At 39.7% G+C, this 18,726-nt stretch carries 15 protein-coding genes; 13 read left to right on the forward strand and 2 right to left on the reverse strand.

Translation table 11 applies throughout. The features are described from left to right. The first annotated feature begins 2 nt into the window (after positions 1-2). The 5 genes from NMM19_RS07625 to glmS all read left to right on the forward strand — a co-directional run bounded on the left by NMM19_RS07625 (position 3) and on the right by glmS (position 5,047). A complete protein-coding gene (locus NMM19_RS07625) occupies positions 3-1,418 on the forward strand; it encodes a Y-family DNA polymerase (protein WP_178894603.1) in 1,416 nt (471 codons plus the stop codon). Then, on the forward strand, positions 1,415-1,777 hold the full coding sequence (locus NMM19_RS07630; RefSeq protein WP_178894604.1) for a hypothetical protein: 363 nt from the start codon (positions 1,415-1,417) through the stop codon (positions 1,775-1,777). The genes NMM19_RS07625 and NMM19_RS07630 overlap by 4 nt, the downstream gene beginning before the upstream one ends. Then, positions 1,770-2,063 carry a DUF5960 family protein gene (locus NMM19_RS07635; protein WP_178894605.1) on the forward strand — a complete coding sequence of 98 codons (294 nt, stop codon included), beginning with the start codon at positions 1,770-1,772 and terminating at the stop codon, positions 2,061-2,063. Before NMM19_RS07630 ends, NMM19_RS07635 begins: the two co-directional genes overlap by 8 nt. Before the next feature lie 101 nt (positions 2,064-2,164). After that, positions 2,165-2,965, forward strand: a complete 801-nt coding sequence (locus NMM19_RS07640) for an ADP-ribosylglycohydrolase family protein (protein ID WP_178894606.1) — start codon at positions 2,165-2,167, stop codon at positions 2,963-2,965. Between the two features lie 273 nt (positions 2,966-3,238). Next, positions 3,239-5,047: a glutamine--fructose-6-phosphate transaminase (isomerizing) gene (glmS, locus tag NMM19_RS07645; protein ID WP_254730776.1), complete on the forward strand. Its 1,809-nt coding sequence runs from the start codon at positions 3,239-3,241 to the stop codon at positions 5,045-5,047. A gap of 32 nt (positions 5,048-5,079) precedes the next feature. Here glmS and NMM19_RS07650 read toward each other — a convergent pair whose 3' ends face one another. Both NMM19_RS07650 and NMM19_RS07655 read right to left on the reverse strand, forming a co-directional pair. Further along, on the reverse strand, positions 5,080-6,555 hold the full coding sequence (locus NMM19_RS07650) for a M protein trans-acting positive regulator PRD domain-containing protein (protein ID WP_254730779.1): 1,476 nt from the start codon (positions 6,553-6,555) through the stop codon (positions 5,080-5,082). Positions 6,556-6,707: 152 nt separating this feature from the next. Then, positions 6,708-8,192, reverse strand: coding sequence for a DUF1846 domain-containing protein (locus NMM19_RS07655; protein WP_178894609.1), 1,485 nt, complete (start codon positions 8,190-8,192; stop codon positions 6,708-6,710). A 149-nt stretch (positions 8,193-8,341) separates the two neighbouring features. Here NMM19_RS07655 and NMM19_RS07660 point away from each other — a divergent pair, with 149 nt between their 5' ends. The 8 genes from NMM19_RS07660 to NMM19_RS07695 all read left to right on the forward strand — a co-directional run bounded on the left by NMM19_RS07660 (position 8,342) and on the right by NMM19_RS07695 (position 18,677). Continuing rightward, positions 8,342-9,952 carry an alpha-glucosidase gene (locus NMM19_RS07660; RefSeq protein WP_254730782.1) on the forward strand — a complete coding sequence of 537 codons (1,611 nt, stop codon included), beginning with the start codon at positions 8,342-8,344 and terminating at the stop codon, positions 9,950-9,952. Positions 9,953-10,120: 168 nt separating this feature from the next. Beyond that, positions 10,121-12,088, forward strand: a complete 1,968-nt coding sequence (locus tag NMM19_RS07665; protein ID WP_178894611.1) for a peptide ABC transporter substrate-binding protein — start codon at positions 10,121-10,123, stop codon at positions 12,086-12,088. A 162-nt stretch (positions 12,089-12,250) separates the two neighbouring features. Then, on the forward strand, positions 12,251-14,209 hold the full coding sequence (locus NMM19_RS07670) for a peptide ABC transporter substrate-binding protein (protein ID WP_178894612.1): 1,959 nt from the start codon (positions 12,251-12,253) through the stop codon (positions 14,207-14,209). A 195-nt stretch (positions 14,210-14,404) separates the two neighbouring features. Continuing rightward, positions 14,405-15,853: an LCP family protein gene (locus tag NMM19_RS07675; protein WP_254730785.1), complete on the forward strand. Its 1,449-nt coding sequence runs from the start codon at positions 14,405-14,407 to the stop codon at positions 15,851-15,853. A gap of 1 nt (position 15,854) precedes the next feature. Further along, positions 15,855-16,586 (forward strand): capsular polysaccharide biosynthesis protein Cps4B, encoded by a 732-nt coding sequence (gene cps4B, locus NMM19_RS07680; RefSeq protein WP_254730788.1) that lies wholly within the window; start codon positions 15,855-15,857, stop codon positions 16,584-16,586. A gap of 8 nt (positions 16,587-16,594) precedes the next feature. Continuing rightward, positions 16,595-17,287 carry a capsular polysaccharide biosynthesis protein gene (locus NMM19_RS07685; protein WP_178894615.1) on the forward strand — a complete coding sequence of 231 codons (693 nt, stop codon included), beginning with the start codon at positions 16,595-16,597 and terminating at the stop codon, positions 17,285-17,287. A gap of 10 nt (positions 17,288-17,297) precedes the next feature. Further along, positions 17,298-17,990 (forward strand): tyrosine-protein kinase, encoded by a 693-nt coding sequence (locus NMM19_RS07690; protein ID WP_178894616.1) that lies wholly within the window; start codon positions 17,298-17,300, stop codon positions 17,988-17,990. 51 nt (positions 17,991-18,041) lie between these two features. After that, the gene (locus tag NMM19_RS07695; RefSeq protein WP_254730791.1) at positions 18,042-18,677 is read left to right on the forward strand and encodes a sugar transferase; all 636 of its coding nucleotides are present in this window, start codon (positions 18,042-18,044) and stop codon (positions 18,675-18,677) included. Positions 18,678-18,726: the final 49 nt, after the last annotated feature.

Genomic DNA, 18,726 nt, shown 5'->3' on the forward strand with positions numbered 1-18,726 from the left:
CTATGGGCTACTTTGATTATTCCAGAGAGCCCAAAAGTGATATTGCCTTTGTTGATATGAAGTCCTTTTATGCCAGTGTTGAGTGTGTGGAAAGAGGACTCCATCCCCTCAAAACCTCCCTTTGTGTCATGAGTCGAGCGGATAATTCTGTTGGGCTTATTCTTGCCTCCTCACCTATGTTCAAAAAGGTCTTTGGGAAAGCAAATGTCGGTCGTGCCTATGACCTGCCCTTTGATATCCAGACGCGTAAATTTTCCTACTACAATGCCAAAAAACAAGGCTTGCGGGCAGATCCAGCCTATGTGAAATTTATCGAGGATTGGGCTCGAGTGACAGTCATTGTCCCTCCTCGGATGGATAAGTATATCGCGGTCAATATGGAAATTCAGCGCATTTTCCAGAATTATGCCAGTCCAGATGATATCTATCCCTACTCTATTGACGAAGGTTTTATCGATTTGACTAGTTCGCTCAATTATTTTGTCCCAGACCAGCAGATTTCTCGCAAAGATAAGTTGGATATGCTTTCGGCTCGTATTCAGAGGGATATCTGGCGGCAGACAGGGATTTACTCGACGGTCGGCATGTCGAATGCCAATCCTCTGCTTGCTAAGTTGGCCTTGGATAATGAAGCCAAGCACACACCGACCATGCGAGCCAATTGGTCCTATCAAGATGTGGAAGATAAGGTCTGGTCTATTCCTAAAATGACTGACTTTTGGGGGATTGGGCATCGGATGGAGAAGCGCTTGAATGGTTTAGGGATTCATTCGATTAAGGAGTTAGCCAATAGCAATCCTGATGTCCTGAAGAAGGAACTTGGTCAAGCTGGACTTCGCTTGTGGTTTCATGCTAATGGGATAGATGAGAGTAATGTTCATAACCCCTATAAGCCAAAATCTCATGGCTTGGGCAATTCGCAAATTTTACCGAGAGACTATGTCAAACGGCGAGATATTGAAATTATCCTTCGAGAGATGGCTGAGCAGGTGGCTATCAGGCTTCGAAGAGCTAGTAAAAAGGCGACAGTGGTATCTATTCATCTTGGTTTTTCTAAGCAGGAACAAAAACGCTCCATCCATACTCAGATGAAGGTTGAACCAACCAATAACACCAGTATTTTGGTTGGTCATGTCCTGGAATTATTTCACAGCAAATATACTTCTGGGGCCGTTAGGAGTGTTGCCGTTAGTTATTCAGGATTTGTGGATGAATCCTTTGCGTTGATTTCCCTTTTTGATGATGTTGATAAAGTAGAAAAAGAAGAAAGGCTCCAGACAGCCATTGATTCCATTCGAGAACAATTCGGCTTTACTTCCCTTTTGAAGGCGACTGCCTTAGAGGATGCGTCGAGAAGTATTGCCAGAAGTAAGCTCATCGGAGGACATTCTGCTGGAGGATTAGATGGACTCAAATGATTGATCGTTCTTATTTACCCTTCCAATCCGCAAGGGACTATCAGGATCCAGGGATGCAGAAGTGGATGGGCTTCTTTTTATCAGAGCATACGAGCTCGCTCAGTGAAGAAAAAAATCGTGTCGATTTCTCGACAGATTTGACTCCTGTTGAGAAGTTGCTCTTGCTCTCTCAACTCTATATAAATCGACTAAAAGGCTCTTTTGTGGTCAAGGAGAATAATCATAAAAGCACGATAATCGGTGAAGTAAGAGAATTATCTCCTCAAGAAGTCTCTGTTAAAACGGATGAGGGTTATAGACTGCTAAGGGGCCAAGACATTCTCGCAATCCAACTTTGTCAGGAGGAAGTTTATGACTAGAAAAGAGCTTTATGAAAATAAATTGCAGATGGACTATTTCTCAGATGACTACATTCGTTTTGAGGAAGATTTTCAAAAATACTCTGCCATGAATGTGCCCCTGACTTTTTTGATTGACGACATCCTACGAACCATGGCTATTAACCAAAAGGACTACTTTGTCTTGAATAAGGAAAATACCAAGGACGGCAGGGAGCATCGGTTTTATTTTAGGGTGAAGATGGAAAAAGATTGTCCACGTACTCGAACCTATGCTTATCTTGGGCTGAAACAAAACTGCCTGTAGATTGCATAGGAAATACCGAAACAATAGTAAACATGGTATAATGAAGAAAATTCATGAAATATTACCTGTGAACAGGAGAAAAACTTCTAGGGGGGTAGCTTATGCTAGGAGCAGTTATTGGAGATATTATTGGTTCCCGATTTGAGGCGGATAATCATAAGAGTAAAGAGTTTGATTTGTTCACTCGTGATTCTTGCCCGACGGACGATAGTGTTATGACTTTGGCGGTTGCTAAAGCCTTATTGGCTAGTAGGGAAGACTGGAGTCAACTCTCTAAAAATGCAGTGAAATACATGCAAGAGATAGGGAGACAATATCCAGATTGTGGATATGGCGGTCATTTTTTCTACTGGATTTTTTCAGATGATCCTCAACCCTATGGGAGTTATGGGAATGGATCTGCCATGAGAATTAGCGCTGTCGGTTTTGCGGCAGATAGTATAGAGCAGGCAAAGGCTTTGTCCCAAGCAGTGACAGAAGTGAGTCATGACCATCCTGAGGGACTAAAAGGTGCAGAAGCAGTTGCAGTAGCGATCTTCTTGGCTAGAACTGGTTCTAGCCGTCATGAGATCAGAGACTACATCGATAAAAATTACTACCCGATGGACTTTACCCTAGACCAAATCCGTGAAGATTATAGCTTTGATGTAACTTGTCAAGGTTCAGTTCCTCAGGCCTTCCAAGCCTTTTTTGAGTCACAAGATTTTGAAGATGCTATCAGAAATGCTATTTCCATCGGAGGAGATAGTGATACGATCGCTGCTATCTGTGGAGGTCTTGCAGAGGCCTATTATGGAATTCCTAATCCAATCAGAGATCAAGCTATGACCTATTTGGATGATCGTTTAGTAGAGATAGTGGAAACTTTTGAAAGTACTTATCCCTTCCAATCTAATAAATAATAGGCTGCGAGGAGTGAGAACAGATAAACTGTGATGTCTGGTGTTCGATAGGGTATAGACATAAGTTGATCAGCTATATTTCTAAACCATTCAAGAGCTATTTTTTGAATGGTTTTTTGTTTGCGGTTCAAAAGTAATTGAGCTATACCAATTTTTATTCTTGACAAGCGAAAGAAACAAGTATATACTGTTTTCACTGATTCTATAAACAGAAAATCAGACTATACCAATTTCGATAAGGAGAAAGCACAGCTTGTCTGTGTCGTATATACTATGTGTGGAATTGTTGGTGTTGTTGGAAACTCAAATGCAACTGATATTTTGATTCAAGGACTTGAAAAACTCGAATACCGTGGTTATGATTCGGCTGGAATTTTTGTTCTAGGTGGTGCTGAAAGCCATCTGGTCAAGGCTGTTGGTCGTATTGCAGAATTGTCTGCCAAGACAGCAGGCGTTGAGGGGACAACTGGTATTGGACATACTCGTTGGGCCACTCACGGAAAACCAACAGAGGACAATGCTCACCCACACCGCTCTGAGACAGGACGTTTTGTCTTGGTGCACAATGGGGTGATTGAAAACTATCTTGAAATCAAGGAAGAATACCTTGCAGGTCACCACTTCAAGGGACAAACAGATACAGAAATCGCCGTTCACTTGATTGGAAAATTTGTTGAAGAAGACGGATTGTCAGTACTTGAAGCCTTCAAAAAAGCCCTTCACATCATCCGTGGTTCTTATGCCTTTGCTTTGATCGACTCTGAAAATCCAGATGTCATCTATGTGGCCAAAAACAAATCACCACTTTTGATTGGTCTTGGCGATGGCTACAACATGGTTTGCTCAGACGCCATGGCCATGATTCGTGAAACTAACCAATACATGGAAATCCATGACCAAGAGTTGGTAATTGTCAAGGCTGATAGCGTCGAAGTGCAAGACTATGATGGCAATAGTTGTGAGCGTGCTAGCTACACTGCTGAACTTGATTTGTCTGATATCGGTAAGGGAACTTATCCTTACTACATGCTCAAGGAAATCGATGAGCAACCAACGGTGATGCGTAAGCTGATCCAAGCCTACACAGATGAGGCTGGTCAAGTTGTCGTAGATCCAGCTATTATAAAGGCTGTTCAAGACGCGGACCGCATCTACATTCTTGCAGCTGGAACTTCTTACCATGCAGGATTTGCTTCTAAAAAGATGCTAGAAGAATTGACAGATACACCAGTTGAACTTGGCATCTCCTCTGAGTGGGGGTATGGGATGCCACTTCTCAGCAAGAAACCACTCTTCATCTTTATCAGCCAATCTGGTGAAACAGCTGATAGCCGTCAGGTTTTGGTTAAGGCCAATGAAATGGGAATTCCAAGCTTGACAGTGACAAACGCGCCAGGATCAACCCTTTCACGTGAAGCCAACCATACTATGTTGCTTCACGCAGGCCCTGAAATTGCTGTAGCTTCAACCAAGGCTTATACAGCCCAAATCGCAGCCCTTGCCTTCCTTGCAAAAGCAGTTGGTGAAGCAAATGGTAACGAAAAAGCTCAAGCATTTGACTTGGTTCACGAGTTGTCTATCGTAGCACAGTCTATCGAATCAACACTTTCAAAGAAAGAATTGATTGATGCTAAGGTTCGTGACCTTCTTGAAACAACACGCAATGCCTTTTACATCGGACGTGGTCAAGATTATTATGTAGCCATGGAAGCCAGTCTCAAGCTCAAAGAGATTTCTTACATCCAATGTGAAGGTTTTGCGGCTGGGGAGCTCAAGCATGGAACGATTGCTTTGATTGAAGATGGGACACCTGTTTTGGCCCTCTTGTCAGACCCAGTCCTTGCCAACCACACTCGTGGAAATATCCAAGAAGTGGTAGCGCGTGGTGCTAAGGTCCTCACCATCGCAGAAGAAAATGTTGCCAAAAATACAGACGATATCGTTCTTACGACCGTACACCCTTACCTCTCACCAATCTCAATGGTCGTACCAACGCAATTAGTCGCTTACTTTGCAACCCTACACCGTGGACTCGATGTGGACAAACCACGTAACCTTGCTAAGTCTGTAACGGTAGAATAACAAAAAAGTCTAGTTTAACTAGACTTTTTTTATTATAAATCTTGCATGGAAATCTTATTGAGTTCGTTAACAACTTGCAGAATAGATAGTCGGCTAATGTTCATGATTCGCTTATTATCAATTTCTTTAATATCAAAATTAGTGATAATAGCGTCATAGTCACTTTGCCTAATTTCTTCGATATTTAGGGTTTCTTTATCCCAAGTTTCATACTGGATGTTATTTGCAGTATGGAATTCGTAGAGAGATATCAAGAATTCTGGATGAGCAAAGTCATACTCACTGAGAACTAAGACTTTGACTTTCTTTTTATGTTCAAATAATTGATCTGTAAGCCCCTCTGCGTGGGTAAATAGGGTGTAGATCAGGTGAGAAAGAGCAGGTATCTTCTCCTTTTGTCCCATAATATTCTTATAGCGCATCATTTCAAAGACGGTTGCTTCATAAAAATTAGGGAAGAATTTTTTAATCTTTCCAAGTGTATAGTCTTTATTTTGTGAAATGATCGATTCGGAGTTGATTTCTCTTCGCTCAAGCAAGGCAGTGTTATGAAGATTCCAAATCAAGGTATCCGTATTTGAAAATTGAACACCAAATCTTCGAGTCAAGTTGTCCAGAATGTCTCGTGCAGCATGATAGGACAAATTAACTTTTTCGTCAGATTGACGAGCAGCTAGAAAGTCTTCGACTGTGAAGAAGAGGCTAGGTTCAGCAAATGGACTGAAGATTTGATAGAGATTTTCCGGATTGATATCAATGTTAAGTCCTTGGGCCAATTCTTGTAACTGATGCTGAAAATCGGGTAGTTGGTCGAAAATAGGATTTAACCAGGAAATGTTTTGTTCTGATAACTGAACGAAATATCCTCTCTTCATTCGGTGCAAATCGACTGTAGCCTGTGTTCTGATTTGGTAAAGATTTTGATATTTTGCAGGGAATTTCGCCAAATTGATGAAGAAAGAGACAAAATTATTTATATTTTCTTCCTTAACCTCCTCAAAGGGCCAGTCCAGAAAATTATAAGCTTCGTGGAAAAATTGGGAGAAGAAAAATCGAATATCTTTTTCATTTCCAATGATAGATATTGGGGTTACCTTGAGCTTAAAGCGGTAAGTTCCATCAAGTGTCTTATTGATATCTGCAATTTTCTTTCGCAAAGAAGGGAGGGAAATATCCAGAGACTGGGCAAGATGCTCATAGGTAAAGGGGCTGTCCAAAAGGAAAAATTCTTTTAAAATTTGAAAATATTCAGACGTCTGTAAAAAATATTGGTAAATTCGCTCAATGCCATTATTTTTCGTATTCACCATCATTATCCCCGCAGTTGAGTGTCGAATATCAAAATCAGGAAAGATTTCACGTAATTCTTTGATATCACTTTTAATGATGCGAGCATTGTGTCCAATGGTTTTAGATAAATCATCTAGGTAAATCCAGTCAGGATTTTCAAACAAATATTCTAAAATCTTTAATTGCCTTTGCTCTTTTTGACTGAGTAATTCTCTCATTTTTAATAAACTCCCGAAGTAATGTTAGAATAATTAGAAAAGAAGATAGTCGGAAATCGTCAGAATCATAAAATAAAGTCACCCCTTAAGAGAGATTCGAAATCTATCGAAGAGGGGTGATACTTGATAAGAAGTTCTTACTAGTTTTCAATCTACTTACGATATAAACGGTCGTATTGGTAGTAGGGATCAAAGGTTACGTTAATTCCCAATTTACGGAGAACATTCTTATCTTCGTCCGTTAAGATGATCGTAGAATGAGCTTCGCTACCTTTGAGATTTCCGAGTTCTTTCATAGCACGGTCTGCATCAGGATTCTGCATAGCTGTAATTGCAAGAGCGATGAGAATCTCATTAGAATGAAGACGTGGATTGCGACTACCTAAGTGATTAATTTTCAAACCTTGGATTGGTTTCACCACTTCTGGTTCAATTAATTTTGTTTCGGCATCGATGTTAGCTGACTTTTTGATTGCATTGATCACAGCAGCAGCTGTTGGACCAAAGAGTTCCGAGTTCTTACCAGTGACAATTTCACCAGAAGGTAACTCAAGTGCTAGAGCAGGTCCATCTGTTTCTTCAGCTTTTTGTCGAGCAGCAACAGCTACCTTACGGTCAGCTGGTGTGATGCCGAGATCATTCATGAGAAGTTCGATTTTCTTGACAGCAGACTCAGCAACTTTTTCGGCTTTAAAGTCGAGAACTGTTTGGTAGTAGCGGCGGATAATCTCTTGTTTCGATGCTTCAATTGCAGCATCGTTATCAGTGATTGCAAAACCAACCATATTTACACCCATGTCAGTTGGAGATGCATAAGGAGATTCACCCAAGATACGTTCGAGCATACGCTTAAGAACAGGGAAAATTTCGATATCACGATTGTAGTTGACTGTAGTTTCTCCATAAGTTTGGAGATGGAATGGGTCAATCATATTGACATCGTCAAGGTCTGCAGTAGCAGCTTCATAGGCTAAATTGACTGGGTGATGCAGTGGAAGGTTCCATACTGGGAAGGTTTCAAACTTAGCATAACCAGATTTGATGCCATTCAGTTGGTCGTGGTACATGTTAGACATACAAGTTGCCAACTTACCTGAACCAGGTCCAGGAGCAGTCACGACAATTAAATTGCGACTAGTTTTGATATAGTCATTTTTCCCCATACCTTCAGGAGAGATGATATGATCCATATCTGTCGGATATCCCTTGATTGGGTAGTGGAGATACGAGTCAATTCCATTTTTTTCTAATTGATTACGGAAGGCATCAGCTGCAGGTTGACCAGCATATTGGGTAATAACCACAGAGCCAACAAAGATACCAAGTTCGTTAAATTTATCAATCAAACGAAGCACTTCTTGGTCGTAAGAGATACCCAAGTCACCACGAGCTTTTGAGTGCTCGATATTGCTAGCGTTAATGGCAATGACAACCTCGACTTGTTCTTTCAACTCTTGCAAGAGTTTGATTTTGTTATCCGGCTCATATCCAGGAAGGACACGGGCTGCGTGGAAATCTTCCAACATCTTGCCCCCAAACTCCAAGTATAGTTTGCCGTCAAATTGATGAATACGCTCCAAAATATGGTCGCGTTGTAAGTTTAGATATTTTTCAGAACTAAAAGCTTGTTTTTTCATTTTTTTACCTCTGTTTTCTATTATATAAAAAAAATAAAAGATAAGAAACTACAGAGTAATAAAAGTAAGAAAAAAGATAGAGCAAACGCTTGCACAAATGATAAAAAAAGTCTATGATGGAGTAAAGTTAAGTTAAAAGAGGTGAAAAGATGCAAGAAAAATGGTGGCATAATGCAGTTGTCTATCAAGTTTATCCAAAAAGTTTCAAGGATAGTAATGGAGATGGGTTTGGTGATTTACCCGGAATAACTAGCAAGTTAGACTATTTAGCTAAGCTTGGGATCACAGCAATTTGGCTTTCGCCTGTCTATGATAGTCCTATGGATGATAATGGTTACGATATTTCAAATTATCAAGACATCGCTTCTATCTTTGGAACCATGGAAGACATGGACCAGCTGATCGCTGAAGCCAAAAAACGAGATATTCGAATCATCATGGACTTGGTTGTCAATCATACCTCAGACGAGCATGCCTGGTTTATCGAAGCGCGTGAAAATCCCCAAAGTCCCGAACGTGACTACTATATTTGGCGAGATAAACCCAATGATTTAACCTCTACTTTTAGTGGTTCTGCTTGGGAATACGATGAAAAGTCTGGTCAATATTATCTGCACTTTTTCAGTAAGAAACAACCAGACCTCAACTGGGAAAACGAAGAGCTCCGTCATAAAATCTATGAGATGATGAATTTCTGGATTGATAAAGGGATTGGTGGATTCCGTATGGACGTTATTGACATGATTGGCAAGATACCTGACCAGAAGGTTGTCAACAATGGTCCCATGCTCCATCCCTATCTCAAGGAAATGAATCAGGCTACTTTCGGTGACAAAGAGCTCTTGACAGTAGGGGAGACATGGGGAGCGACACCAGAAATCGCAAAACTCTATTCAGATCCAAAAGGACAAGAACTGTCTATGGTCTTCCAGTTTGAACATATCTGTCTTCAGTATCAGGAAGGGCAACCTAAGTGGCACTACCAAAAAGAGTTAAATGTAGGGAAATTAAAAGAGATTTTCAACAAGTGGCAGACAGAATTGGGGGTTGAAGATGGTTGGAATTCCCTCTTCTGGAACAACCATGACCTTCCACGCATTGTTTCCATTTGGGGGGATGAGGAGCAATATCGTGAGAAATCAGCTAAGGCTTTTGCGATCTTACTTCATTTGATGAGGGGGACGCCTTACATCTATCAAGGTGAAGAGATCGGTATGACCAATTTCCCATTTGAAAACTTGGAGCAAGTAGAAGATATTGAGTCTATCAACTATGCCAAAGAAGCGCTAGAACAAGGTGTACCGCTAGAGCAAATTATGGATAGCATTCGTGTGATTGGACGTGACAATGCTCGTACGCCAATGCAGTGGGATTCTACAGATTATGCTGGTTTTTCAAGTGCAAAACCTTGGCTATCAGTCAATCCAAACTATGCGAAGATTAATGTAGAAGAGGCTTTAGCAAATCCAGATTCCATCTTCTATACTTATCAAAAACTAGTTCAGATTCGCAAAGAAAACAGCTGGCTGGTTCAAGCTGACTTTGAATTATTAGAAACGGCTGAGAAAGTCTTTGCCTATATCCGTAAGGACGGGGAACGCCGTTTCCTAGTGGTAGCTAACCTCTCAAATCAAGAACAAGAATTTCACTTTAATGGGGTTCTCAAATCAGTCTTGGTTGCCAACACCGATGTTCCAGACAAACTCGAGCAATTAACACTAGCTCCTTGGGATGCCTTCTGCGTCGAATTAGCCAATTAAACCTAAAAAACTCAAGTATCCAAGATGCTTGAGTTTTTTCTAAAATAAGTGTAGGAATTTCTTTAAAAAATATTATTTTGAATTTTCTAAAAAATTGCATGAAAACCCTTGCTTTTATAAAAAAATAGGGTATAATGGTGAAAAATAGTATTTTAAAGGAGAATACCGATGAAATCGAAAAAGTTGCTCGCAGTAGCAGGGATAACGATGAGTGCAGCTCTTCTTTTAGCGGCTTGTGGAAAGACAGAGAAAAAAGCAGATGCTCCTACAACATTTTCATACGTATATGCCATCGATCCATCAACATTGGACTATAGCGTTACTAGTAAAAGTTCAACATCGGACGTCATCGCTAACTTGGTCGACGGACTCTTGGAAAATGACAAATACGGAAACTTGATTCCATCTCTTGCTGAAGACTGGTCGGTTTCACAAGACGGTTTGACCTACACTTACAAACTACGTAAAGGTGTCAAATGGTATACTTCTGAAGGTGAGGAGTACGCTGAGGTCAAGGCTCAAGACTTTGTGACTGGTTTGAAGCATGCTGCTGATGGTAAGTCAGATGGTCTAACTCTTATCCAAGATTCTATCAAAGGTTTGGCAGAATACGTTAGCGGTGAAACGAATGACTTCTCAACAGTCGGTGTCAAAGCAGTTGATGACTATACGGTTGAGTATACCTTGAACAAACCAGAAAGCTTTTGGAATTCTAAGGTAACAACAGCGACTATGCTCCCAGTTAATGAAGAATTCCTAAACTCTCAAGGTAAAGATTATGGTGCAGCTACACCTTCAGGTATTCTCTACAACGGTCCATATATTTTGAAGAACTTCACTTCAAAATCAGTGATTGAGTACGAAAAGAATCCAAACTACTGGGACAAGGACAATGTTAAGATTGACCACGTCAAATTGACTTTCTACGACGGTTCTGACCAAGAATCATTGATCCGTAGCTTTGCATCAGGTTCCTATACAACAGCTCGCCTCTTCCCAACTAGTTCAAGTTTTGACTCAACTAAGAAAGAATACGGCGATAAGATTGTTTATAGTCCTCAAGAAGCGACAAGCTATTACTTTACTTTCAACGTAAATCGTCAGTCTTATAATAAAACAGCGAAGACAGATGAAGCACAAAAAACTTCAACTAAAGAAGCACTTCTCAATAAAAACTTCCGCCAGGCAATCAACTTTGCTCTTGACCGTCATTCTTATTCTGCTCAGATGAATGGTGAAGAAGGAGCGGACAAGATTATCCGTACCAGTCTTGTACCTTATGACTATGTTCAGGTCGGTGAAAAGACTTTCGGTGAATTGGCTCAAGAACAATTGGTAACATACGGAGACCAGTGGAAAGATGTAGCTTTGACAGATGGTAAAGACACTCTTTACAATCCAACAAAAGCAAAAGCTGCCTTTGAAAAAGCAAAATTAGAATTGCAAGCTAAAGGTGTAACCTTCCCAATCCATTTGGATATTCCAGTTGAACAGACAGATGTCATTGCTGTTCAACAAACCAATTCCCTCAAACAATCTGTCGAAGCAGCGCTTGGAACTGAAAATGTTGTCATCGATGTCCTTCAAATGACAGATAATGAGAAAATGAGTATTACATCTCAAGCTAAGGTTCCTTCTCAAAAAGACTATGACTTGAATGGAACTGGTTGGGGACCAGACTATCAAGATCCAGCTACCTATCTAAATATCTTGGATGCTAAGAAAGGTTCTGCCCTTAAACACTTGGGTATCACAAAAGGTAAAGATCCAGAAGTCATGGCTCAAGTTGGACTTGATGAGTACAAGAAACTCTTGGATGATGCAGCATCAGAAACAACCGACCTTAACAAACGCTATGAAAAATATGCTAAAGCACAGGCTTGGGTATCTGATAGTTCACTTCTCATTCCTGTAGCATCTTCAGGAGGTTCTCCTACAGTTAGTCGTACAGTACCATTTTCGAAAGCCTACTCTCAAGTTGGGATCAAGGGAGATCCGTTTGTATTTAAAGGTTTAGAGTTGCAAAATGATATTGTAACCACTAAAGAATACGAAGAAGCTCTTAAGAAATGGCAAAAAGAGAAACTTGAAACAAACGCTAAATATCAAAAAGAGTTAGCCAACCACGTTAAATAATCTTAAACAACGATGAAAGAAATCCTGATTTTATGCGGGCTTTCTTTCTTTTTTTTCATATACTGACGAGAGGGCGAATAATTAAATAACTTTACTTTTGGGGCGAAATTTGATAGAATAGATACATGTCATAAAACCTAACATATAAGGAGAGAATGAATCATGAAACTCAAAAAACGACTGATTGGAGCGGGGTTGACGCTTGCCGCGGCGGTCTTATTGACAGCGTGTGGGAAGTCAGCATCAGATGCTAAAACCTACTCGTCAACATTTGGTGCCGATCCAACAACCTTCAACTACATTTTGGATTATTCTGGTGACAATACTAATGTTATTACCAACTTGGTAGATGGTTTGCTTGAAAATGACAATTATGGAAATCTCATTCCTGCTCTTGCAGAAGATTGGAGTGTTTCAAAGGATGGTTTGACTTACACTTATAAACTTCGTCAAGATGCTAAATGGTTCACGGCTGACGGGGAAGAATACGCCCCAATTAAAGCACAAGATTTCGTCACAGGTATCAAGTATGCAGCGGATAACAAGAGTCAAGCGCTTGATTTGATTCAGAACTCAATCAAGGGATTAGATGATTATGTGACAGGCGCAAATACTGACTTTTCAAATGTTGGTGTGAAAGCTGTAGATGATTACACTGTCCAATATACTTTGACACGTCCAGAACCATTCTGGAACTCTAAAACAACCAATAGTATCCTCTTTCCAGTCAATGAAGAATTCTTGACTTCTAAAGGTAAAGAATTTGGGGAATTAAAACCAGATAGCATTCTCTACAGTGGTCCTTATTTGTTAAAAGAATTCACATCAAAATCATCACTCGAGTACATGAAGAACCCTCATTACTATGACCAAGAAAAAGTGACGATTGAAAGAGTTAAGTTGGCTTATGTTGATGGTTCGGATCAAGATATGACGATTCGTAACTTTGAAAGTGGTGCTTACTCATCTGCAGGAGTCTATCCAAACAGTTCAAACTTTGCTAAGACAAAGGAAAAATACAAGGACAATATCGTCTATAGCTTACAGGATGCGACTTCTTGGTACTATAATTTTAACGTTAATCGCCAAACATACAATCATACAGCTAAGACTAGCGATGAGCAAAAACAAGCTACCCAAGCTGCGATTTTAAATAAAAATTTCCGTCAAGCAATCAACTTTGCCATTGACCGTACAGCTTATTCGGCTCAGTCTAATGGAGAAGAAGCAGCTAAAAATACTCTTCGTAACACACTTGTGCCACCAACTTTCGTGCAAGTAGGTGACAAGACTTTTGGTGAGACAGTCGCATCTAAGTTGGTAAACTATGGTACACAGTGGTCAAATATGAATCTTGAAGACGCCCAGGACGGCTACTTCAATAAAGAAAAAGCACAAGCTCAGTTTGCAGAGGCTAAAAAAGAATTAGAAGCACAAGGTGTGACCTTCCCAATTCATTTGGACTTGCCTGTAGACCAAGTTAACAAAACCTTGCTTCCAAAGATTCATTCGCTTAAACAATCTGTCGAATCAACTCTTGGGGCAGAAAATGTAGTGATTGATGTCGTTCAAATTTCAACAGAAGACTATGCCAACGCGACATTCCAAGCGCCAACCACAGCTGATCATGACTATGATTTAAACTTGGATGGTTGGTCTGCAGACTACCAAGATCCATCAACTTATCTCAATCCTTTCAATGCTGAGGATGGATTCTATCTCAAGATTTTAGGACTTGATCCAAGCAAGGATACTGATAAGATTACAAGTATCGGATTGGACCAATATACTCAAAAATTGAAAGCGGCAGATGCAGAAAATACAGACGTAGCCAAACGTTATGAAAATTATGCAGACGCACAAGCTTGGCTGATTGATAGTTCGCTATTGCTCCCTGTAAATTCAAATGGTGGTGGGGCTTCAGTAACACGTGTGACACCATTTACACGAGCTTACTCACTTGTCGGAATCAAAGGTACTGGAAGTAACTACAAGTACATGAGATTGCAAACTGAAGTAGTAACAACTGCTCAATTTGACGAAGCTAAAGCCAAATGGGAACAAGAACGTAAAAATTCTGTCGAAAAGAGTCAAAAAGAATTCGAAAGTCACGTTAAATAATAAAAAATGGAGCTTTTTAAGAGCTCTATTTTTTTATTATAGTTGTGTTTTGGGAACACAAAAAGGAGTAAAAACTATAGTAAATATAAAAAACGAAAACACTTACCAAAAGCAAGTGCTTTCTTGATTGGTGTTGATGGCCTTGAGAGGCAATTTATGATATAATTAAATTAAAATGTTTTGTAGAGGTGTTCCATGAAAAGTAGACGCATTAAAAAAGGTAAATCTAGTAAGTTTCAGCAGAGTTTAAATGTAGGTTTGTTGCTAATCTATGTTGTTCTTGCTTCTTTTTTATTGTTTCTGATTTTTAGGTATCAGATTTTAGCGGTCAGTTATTTTAATGTTATTTTGGCAATAGTTTTAGCGCTTATCGCTTTATTGTCTCTGTTGTTAATAGTAAAACGGAAAGCCAAGATTTTCACTTTGATAGTACTATTGCTATCAGTCTTATTCAGCTCTGTAGCTTTGGTAGCTGTAAATCAATTTGTCAGTCTTGCAAATCAATTCAACGCAACGTCGAATTATTCAAGCTACTCTATGAGTGTGGCGGTACTAGCAGATAGTGAGATCGATAACGTTTCTCAACTTTCTAGCGTAACTGCTCCAACAGGAACAGATGCTGAGAATATTCAAAAATTGATAGATGACATTAAAACAACTCAAAGCAAGGAATTGACAGTTGAGGAAGCTTCTTCTTACCTAGCATCCTATAAGAGTTTGTTAAATGGAGAAACCAAAGCAATTGTCTTAAACAGCGTTTTTGAAAATCTGATTGAACAGGAATATCCTGACCATGCTAAAAAGATTAAGAAAATCTATACTAAGGATTTGACAAAGAAAGTGGAAGCTCCTAAGGTTGCTACAGGGAATTCTTTCAATGTTTATGTCAGCGGGATTGATACCTATGGTCCTATCAGTTCTGTTTCGCGCTCAGATGTCAATATTATCATGACAGTTAATCAGGATACCAAGAAGATTCTCTTGACGACAACTCCACGAGATGCCTACGTTCCTATCGCGGATGGCGGGAATAACCAAAACGATAAGTTGACGCATGCGGGTATCTATGGCGTAGATGCTTCTATCCATACCTTAGAAAATCTTTATGGTATCGACTTGAACTACTATGCTCGTCTCAATTTCACCTCTTTCTTGAAGTTGATTGACCTTCTTGGAGGCGTTGATGTCTATAATGACCAAGAGTTTACTGCACATACAAATGGCAAACACTACCCGGTTGGAAATATCCATCTTGATTCAGAACTGGCTTTAGGTTTTGTTCGTGAACGCTACTCCTTGACGAACGGTGATGGGGATCGCGGTCGTAACCAACAAAAAGTCATTGCGGCGATTATTCAGAAATTAACCTCGGCGGAAGCTCTGAAAAATTACGATAGCATCATTCAAAGTTTGCAGGATTCGATCCAGACCAATATGCCACCAGAAACAATGGTTAGTCTTGTAAATACTCAATTAGCAAGCGGTGGGAAATATACCGTTACCAATCAAGATTTGAAAGGTATTGGACGTATGGGGCTTCCGTCTTACGCTATGCCAGATAGCAATCTTTACATGTTAGAAATTGATCCAACGAGCTTGGAGACTGTTAAGGCGGCCATTAAAGATACCATGGAAGGAAAATAAGATGATTGACATTCATTCGCATATTGTTTTCGATGTTGACGATGGTCCTAAAAATCGAGCTGAGAGCAAGGCTCTCCTAGAGGAAGCTTACGCACAAGGTGTTCGAACCGTTGTCTCAACCTCTCATCGTCGAAAAGGGATGTTTGAAACACCTGAGGATAAAATTGCAGCTAATTTTAGCGAAGTCAAACAGTTGGCTCGAGAAGTTGCTCCAGACTTGAATGTAGTATACGGAGCTGAGATTTATTTTTCAAGTGATGTTATAGAAAAACTTGAGCAAAACATCATCCCAAAACTCAATGGTACTCGTTATGCCTTGATCGAGTTTAGCATGAATACACCCTACAGAGATATTCATAGCGCCTTGACAAAAGTTCTAATGTCGGGGATTACACCTGTGGTTGCTCATATTGAGCGTTATCACACCTTGGAAAATGATGAGAAAAAAGTAAGGGAGCTCATCAATATGGGCTGCTATATGCAGATTAATAGTTCGAGTGTATTAAAACCACGACTATTTGGTGACACCTACAAATTTATGAAAAAGCGTGCTAGGTATTTTTTGGACAAGGGCTTAGTACATGTAGTGGCTAGCGATATGCATAACCTGGATAATCGTCCACCTTATATGAGAGAAGCTTATGAACTCATTGCTAAAAAATATGGACCAGGAAAAGCTCGTGAGCTTTTTATAACAAATCCATCAAAAATTATAAATGATCAACTTATTTAGGAGAAATGATGAAAGAACAAGAAAAATTTGAAATTGATGTATTTCAATTAGTAAAAGTGCTTTGGAAACGAAAATTCCTCATCGCCTTAGTTGCGCTAGTAGCAGGTCTAGCAGCTTTTGCTTATAGCTCGTTTGTAATAAAGCCGCAGTACGCTAGTACCACACGCATCTATGTTGTCAATCGTAACCAAGCAGATAAACCAGGTTTGACTAACCAAGATTTGCAGGCAGGTTCATACTTGGTAAAAGACTACCGTGAAATCATCCTCTCACAGGATGTACTTGAAAAAGTGGTGGCTGATCAAAATTTAACCATTGATGCCAAAACTCTTGGGAAAAAAGTTTCAGTAACAGTTCCTGCAGATACTCGTATCGTATCCATTTCAGTTCGAGATGGCAAGCCTGAAGAAGCAAGTCGTATCGCCAACGCTCTACGAGAAGTAGCGGCTCAGAAGATTATTTCAGTAACACGAGTGTCAGATGTGACAACACTTGAGGAAGCAAGACCTGCAACATCTCCATCTTCACCAAATATTCGTCGAAACACAATGATGGCCACTATAGCAGGTGTAGGAATTGTTATAGTTATCGTGCTTTTAGTCGAATTATTGGATGATCGAGTGAAACGTCCAGAAGATATCGAAGAAGTTATGCACATCTCACTTTTAGGTGTTATTCCAAATCTTGAGAAATTAAAGTAAAGAGGGAAATATGGCAAAGTTAGAATTATCACAACAACGATTAAACTCTGTAAAAAAAGCTGAAGAGTATTATAACGCTCTACGTACCAATATCCAGTTGAGTGGGGATGGTCTCAAAGTGATTGCACTTTCTTCGGTTCGACCTGGAGAAGGGAAGTCTACCACTTCAACCAATATTGCCTGGGCTTTCGCGCGTGCAGGTTATAAGACGCTTCTTATTGATGCCGATATTCGTAATTCAGTCATGTCAGGTGTCTTCAAGTCTCGAGAAAAGATTACAGGTTTAACAGACTACTTATCAGGGACCAAAGATTTGTCGCACGGTTTGTGCGAAACAAATGTGGAAAACTTGTTTGTCATTCAATCAGGTGCTGTTTCACCAAATCCAACTGCCCTTCTTCAAAGTGACAAATTTGAAGCAATGATTGAAACTTTACGCAAATACTTTGACTATATCATTGTGGATACAGCCCCTGTCGGTGTTGTCATTGATGCGGCTATTATCGTACAAAAATGTGATGCCTCTATCCTGGTAACTGAAGCTTCTGCAACAAAACGGAGAGAAGTTCAAAAAGCTAAAGACCAGTTAGAGCAAACAGGAACACCATTCTTAGGAGTTATTCTGAATAAATTTAATATCCAGCTTGAAAAATATGGTTCTTACGGATTATACGGGAACTACGGTTCCTATGGGAAAAAATAAGAAAAAGTAGATTTTGAAAAGAAGATTATATGAAAAGTAGGTGAAGTTTAAGTGGAGATTAGTGAAGTCTTATACAAAAGTTTTAAGCAACTTGCAGACTTTTTTATTGGATTGGTTGGAACTGTTGTATTAGCCTTTCCAGCTTCCGTGATTATTTTCATCATATATAAAGCAAAAGGATATAAGGGTAGCATTTTCTTTACTCAATACCGAGTAGGCTTGAATGGAAAAAAATTCAAAATCATTAAGTTTCGTTCAATGGTTGAGAATGCTGAAGAAATTCTCTTGGCCAATAGAGAGCTACATCAAAAATATATTGACAATAGCTACAAATTACCTCCTAACGAAGATCCGCGCTTAACGATTATTGGGAATTTTATTAGAAAAACGAGTATTGATGAATTTCCTCAGTTTATAAATGTTTTGCGAGGTGAAATGAGCTTTATAGGACCTAGACCAATCCTTGATAAGGAATTAGAAGAATATTCCCAAGAGGAACAGGAGCTTCTGCTTTCAGTCAAACCAGGGATAACAGGCATGTGGCAAGTTTCTGGGAGAAGTGAAGTCTATTATCCTGAGCGTTGCGAGATGGAGTTGTACTATCCTAGAAATCAATCTTTCAAATTAGATGTAAAGATATTTTTGCTAACCATTAAGCAAGTTTTGTCAGGAAAAGGGGCTCATTAAATAACAGATATGTTTTGTTAGGATTTTATGATCTGTTGATGAGTTTAAA

Origin of the sequence: Streptococcus sp. CF8_St5-17 (assembly GCF_024295665.1) — a bacterium.
In the GTDB taxonomy this organism is placed as follows: Bacteria; Bacillota; Bacilli; order Lactobacillales; family Streptococcaceae; genus Streptococcus.

Coding starts and splice junctions, on each gene's coding strand:
- NMM19_RS07625 (WP_178894603.1), top strand. CDS start 3: ATGGGCTACTTTGATTATTCCAGAGAGCCCAAAAGTGATATTGCCTTT.
- NMM19_RS07630 (WP_178894604.1), top strand. CDS start 1,415: ATGATTGATCGTTCTTATTTACCCTTCCAATCCGCAAGGGACTATCAG.
- NMM19_RS07635 (WP_178894605.1), top strand. CDS start 1,770: ATGACTAGAAAAGAGCTTTATGAAAATAAATTGCAGATGGACTATTTC.
- NMM19_RS07640 (WP_178894606.1), top strand. CDS start 2,165: ATGCTAGGAGCAGTTATTGGAGATATTATTGGTTCCCGATTTGAGGCG.
- glmS (WP_254730776.1), top strand. CDS start 3,239: ATGTGTGGAATTGTTGGTGTTGTTGGAAACTCAAATGCAACTGATATT.
- NMM19_RS07650 (WP_254730779.1), bottom strand. CDS start 6,555: ATGAGAGAATTACTCAGTCAAAAAGAGCAAAGGCAATTAAAGATTTTA.
- NMM19_RS07655 (WP_178894609.1), bottom strand. CDS start 8,192: ATGAAAAAACAAGCTTTTAGTTCTGAAAAATATCTAAACTTACAACGC.
- NMM19_RS07660 (WP_254730782.1), top strand. CDS start 8,342: ATGCAAGAAAAATGGTGGCATAATGCAGTTGTCTATCAAGTTTATCCA.
- NMM19_RS07665 (WP_178894611.1), top strand. CDS start 10,121: ATGAAATCGAAAAAGTTGCTCGCAGTAGCAGGGATAACGATGAGTGCA.
- NMM19_RS07670 (WP_178894612.1), top strand. CDS start 12,251: ATGAAACTCAAAAAACGACTGATTGGAGCGGGGTTGACGCTTGCCGCG.
- NMM19_RS07675 (WP_254730785.1), top strand. CDS start 14,405: ATGAAAAGTAGACGCATTAAAAAAGGTAAATCTAGTAAGTTTCAGCAG.
- cps4B (WP_254730788.1), top strand. CDS start 15,855: ATGATTGACATTCATTCGCATATTGTTTTCGATGTTGACGATGGTCCT.
- NMM19_RS07685 (WP_178894615.1), top strand. CDS start 16,595: ATGAAAGAACAAGAAAAATTTGAAATTGATGTATTTCAATTAGTAAAA.
- NMM19_RS07690 (WP_178894616.1), top strand. CDS start 17,298: ATGGCAAAGTTAGAATTATCACAACAACGATTAAACTCTGTAAAAAAA.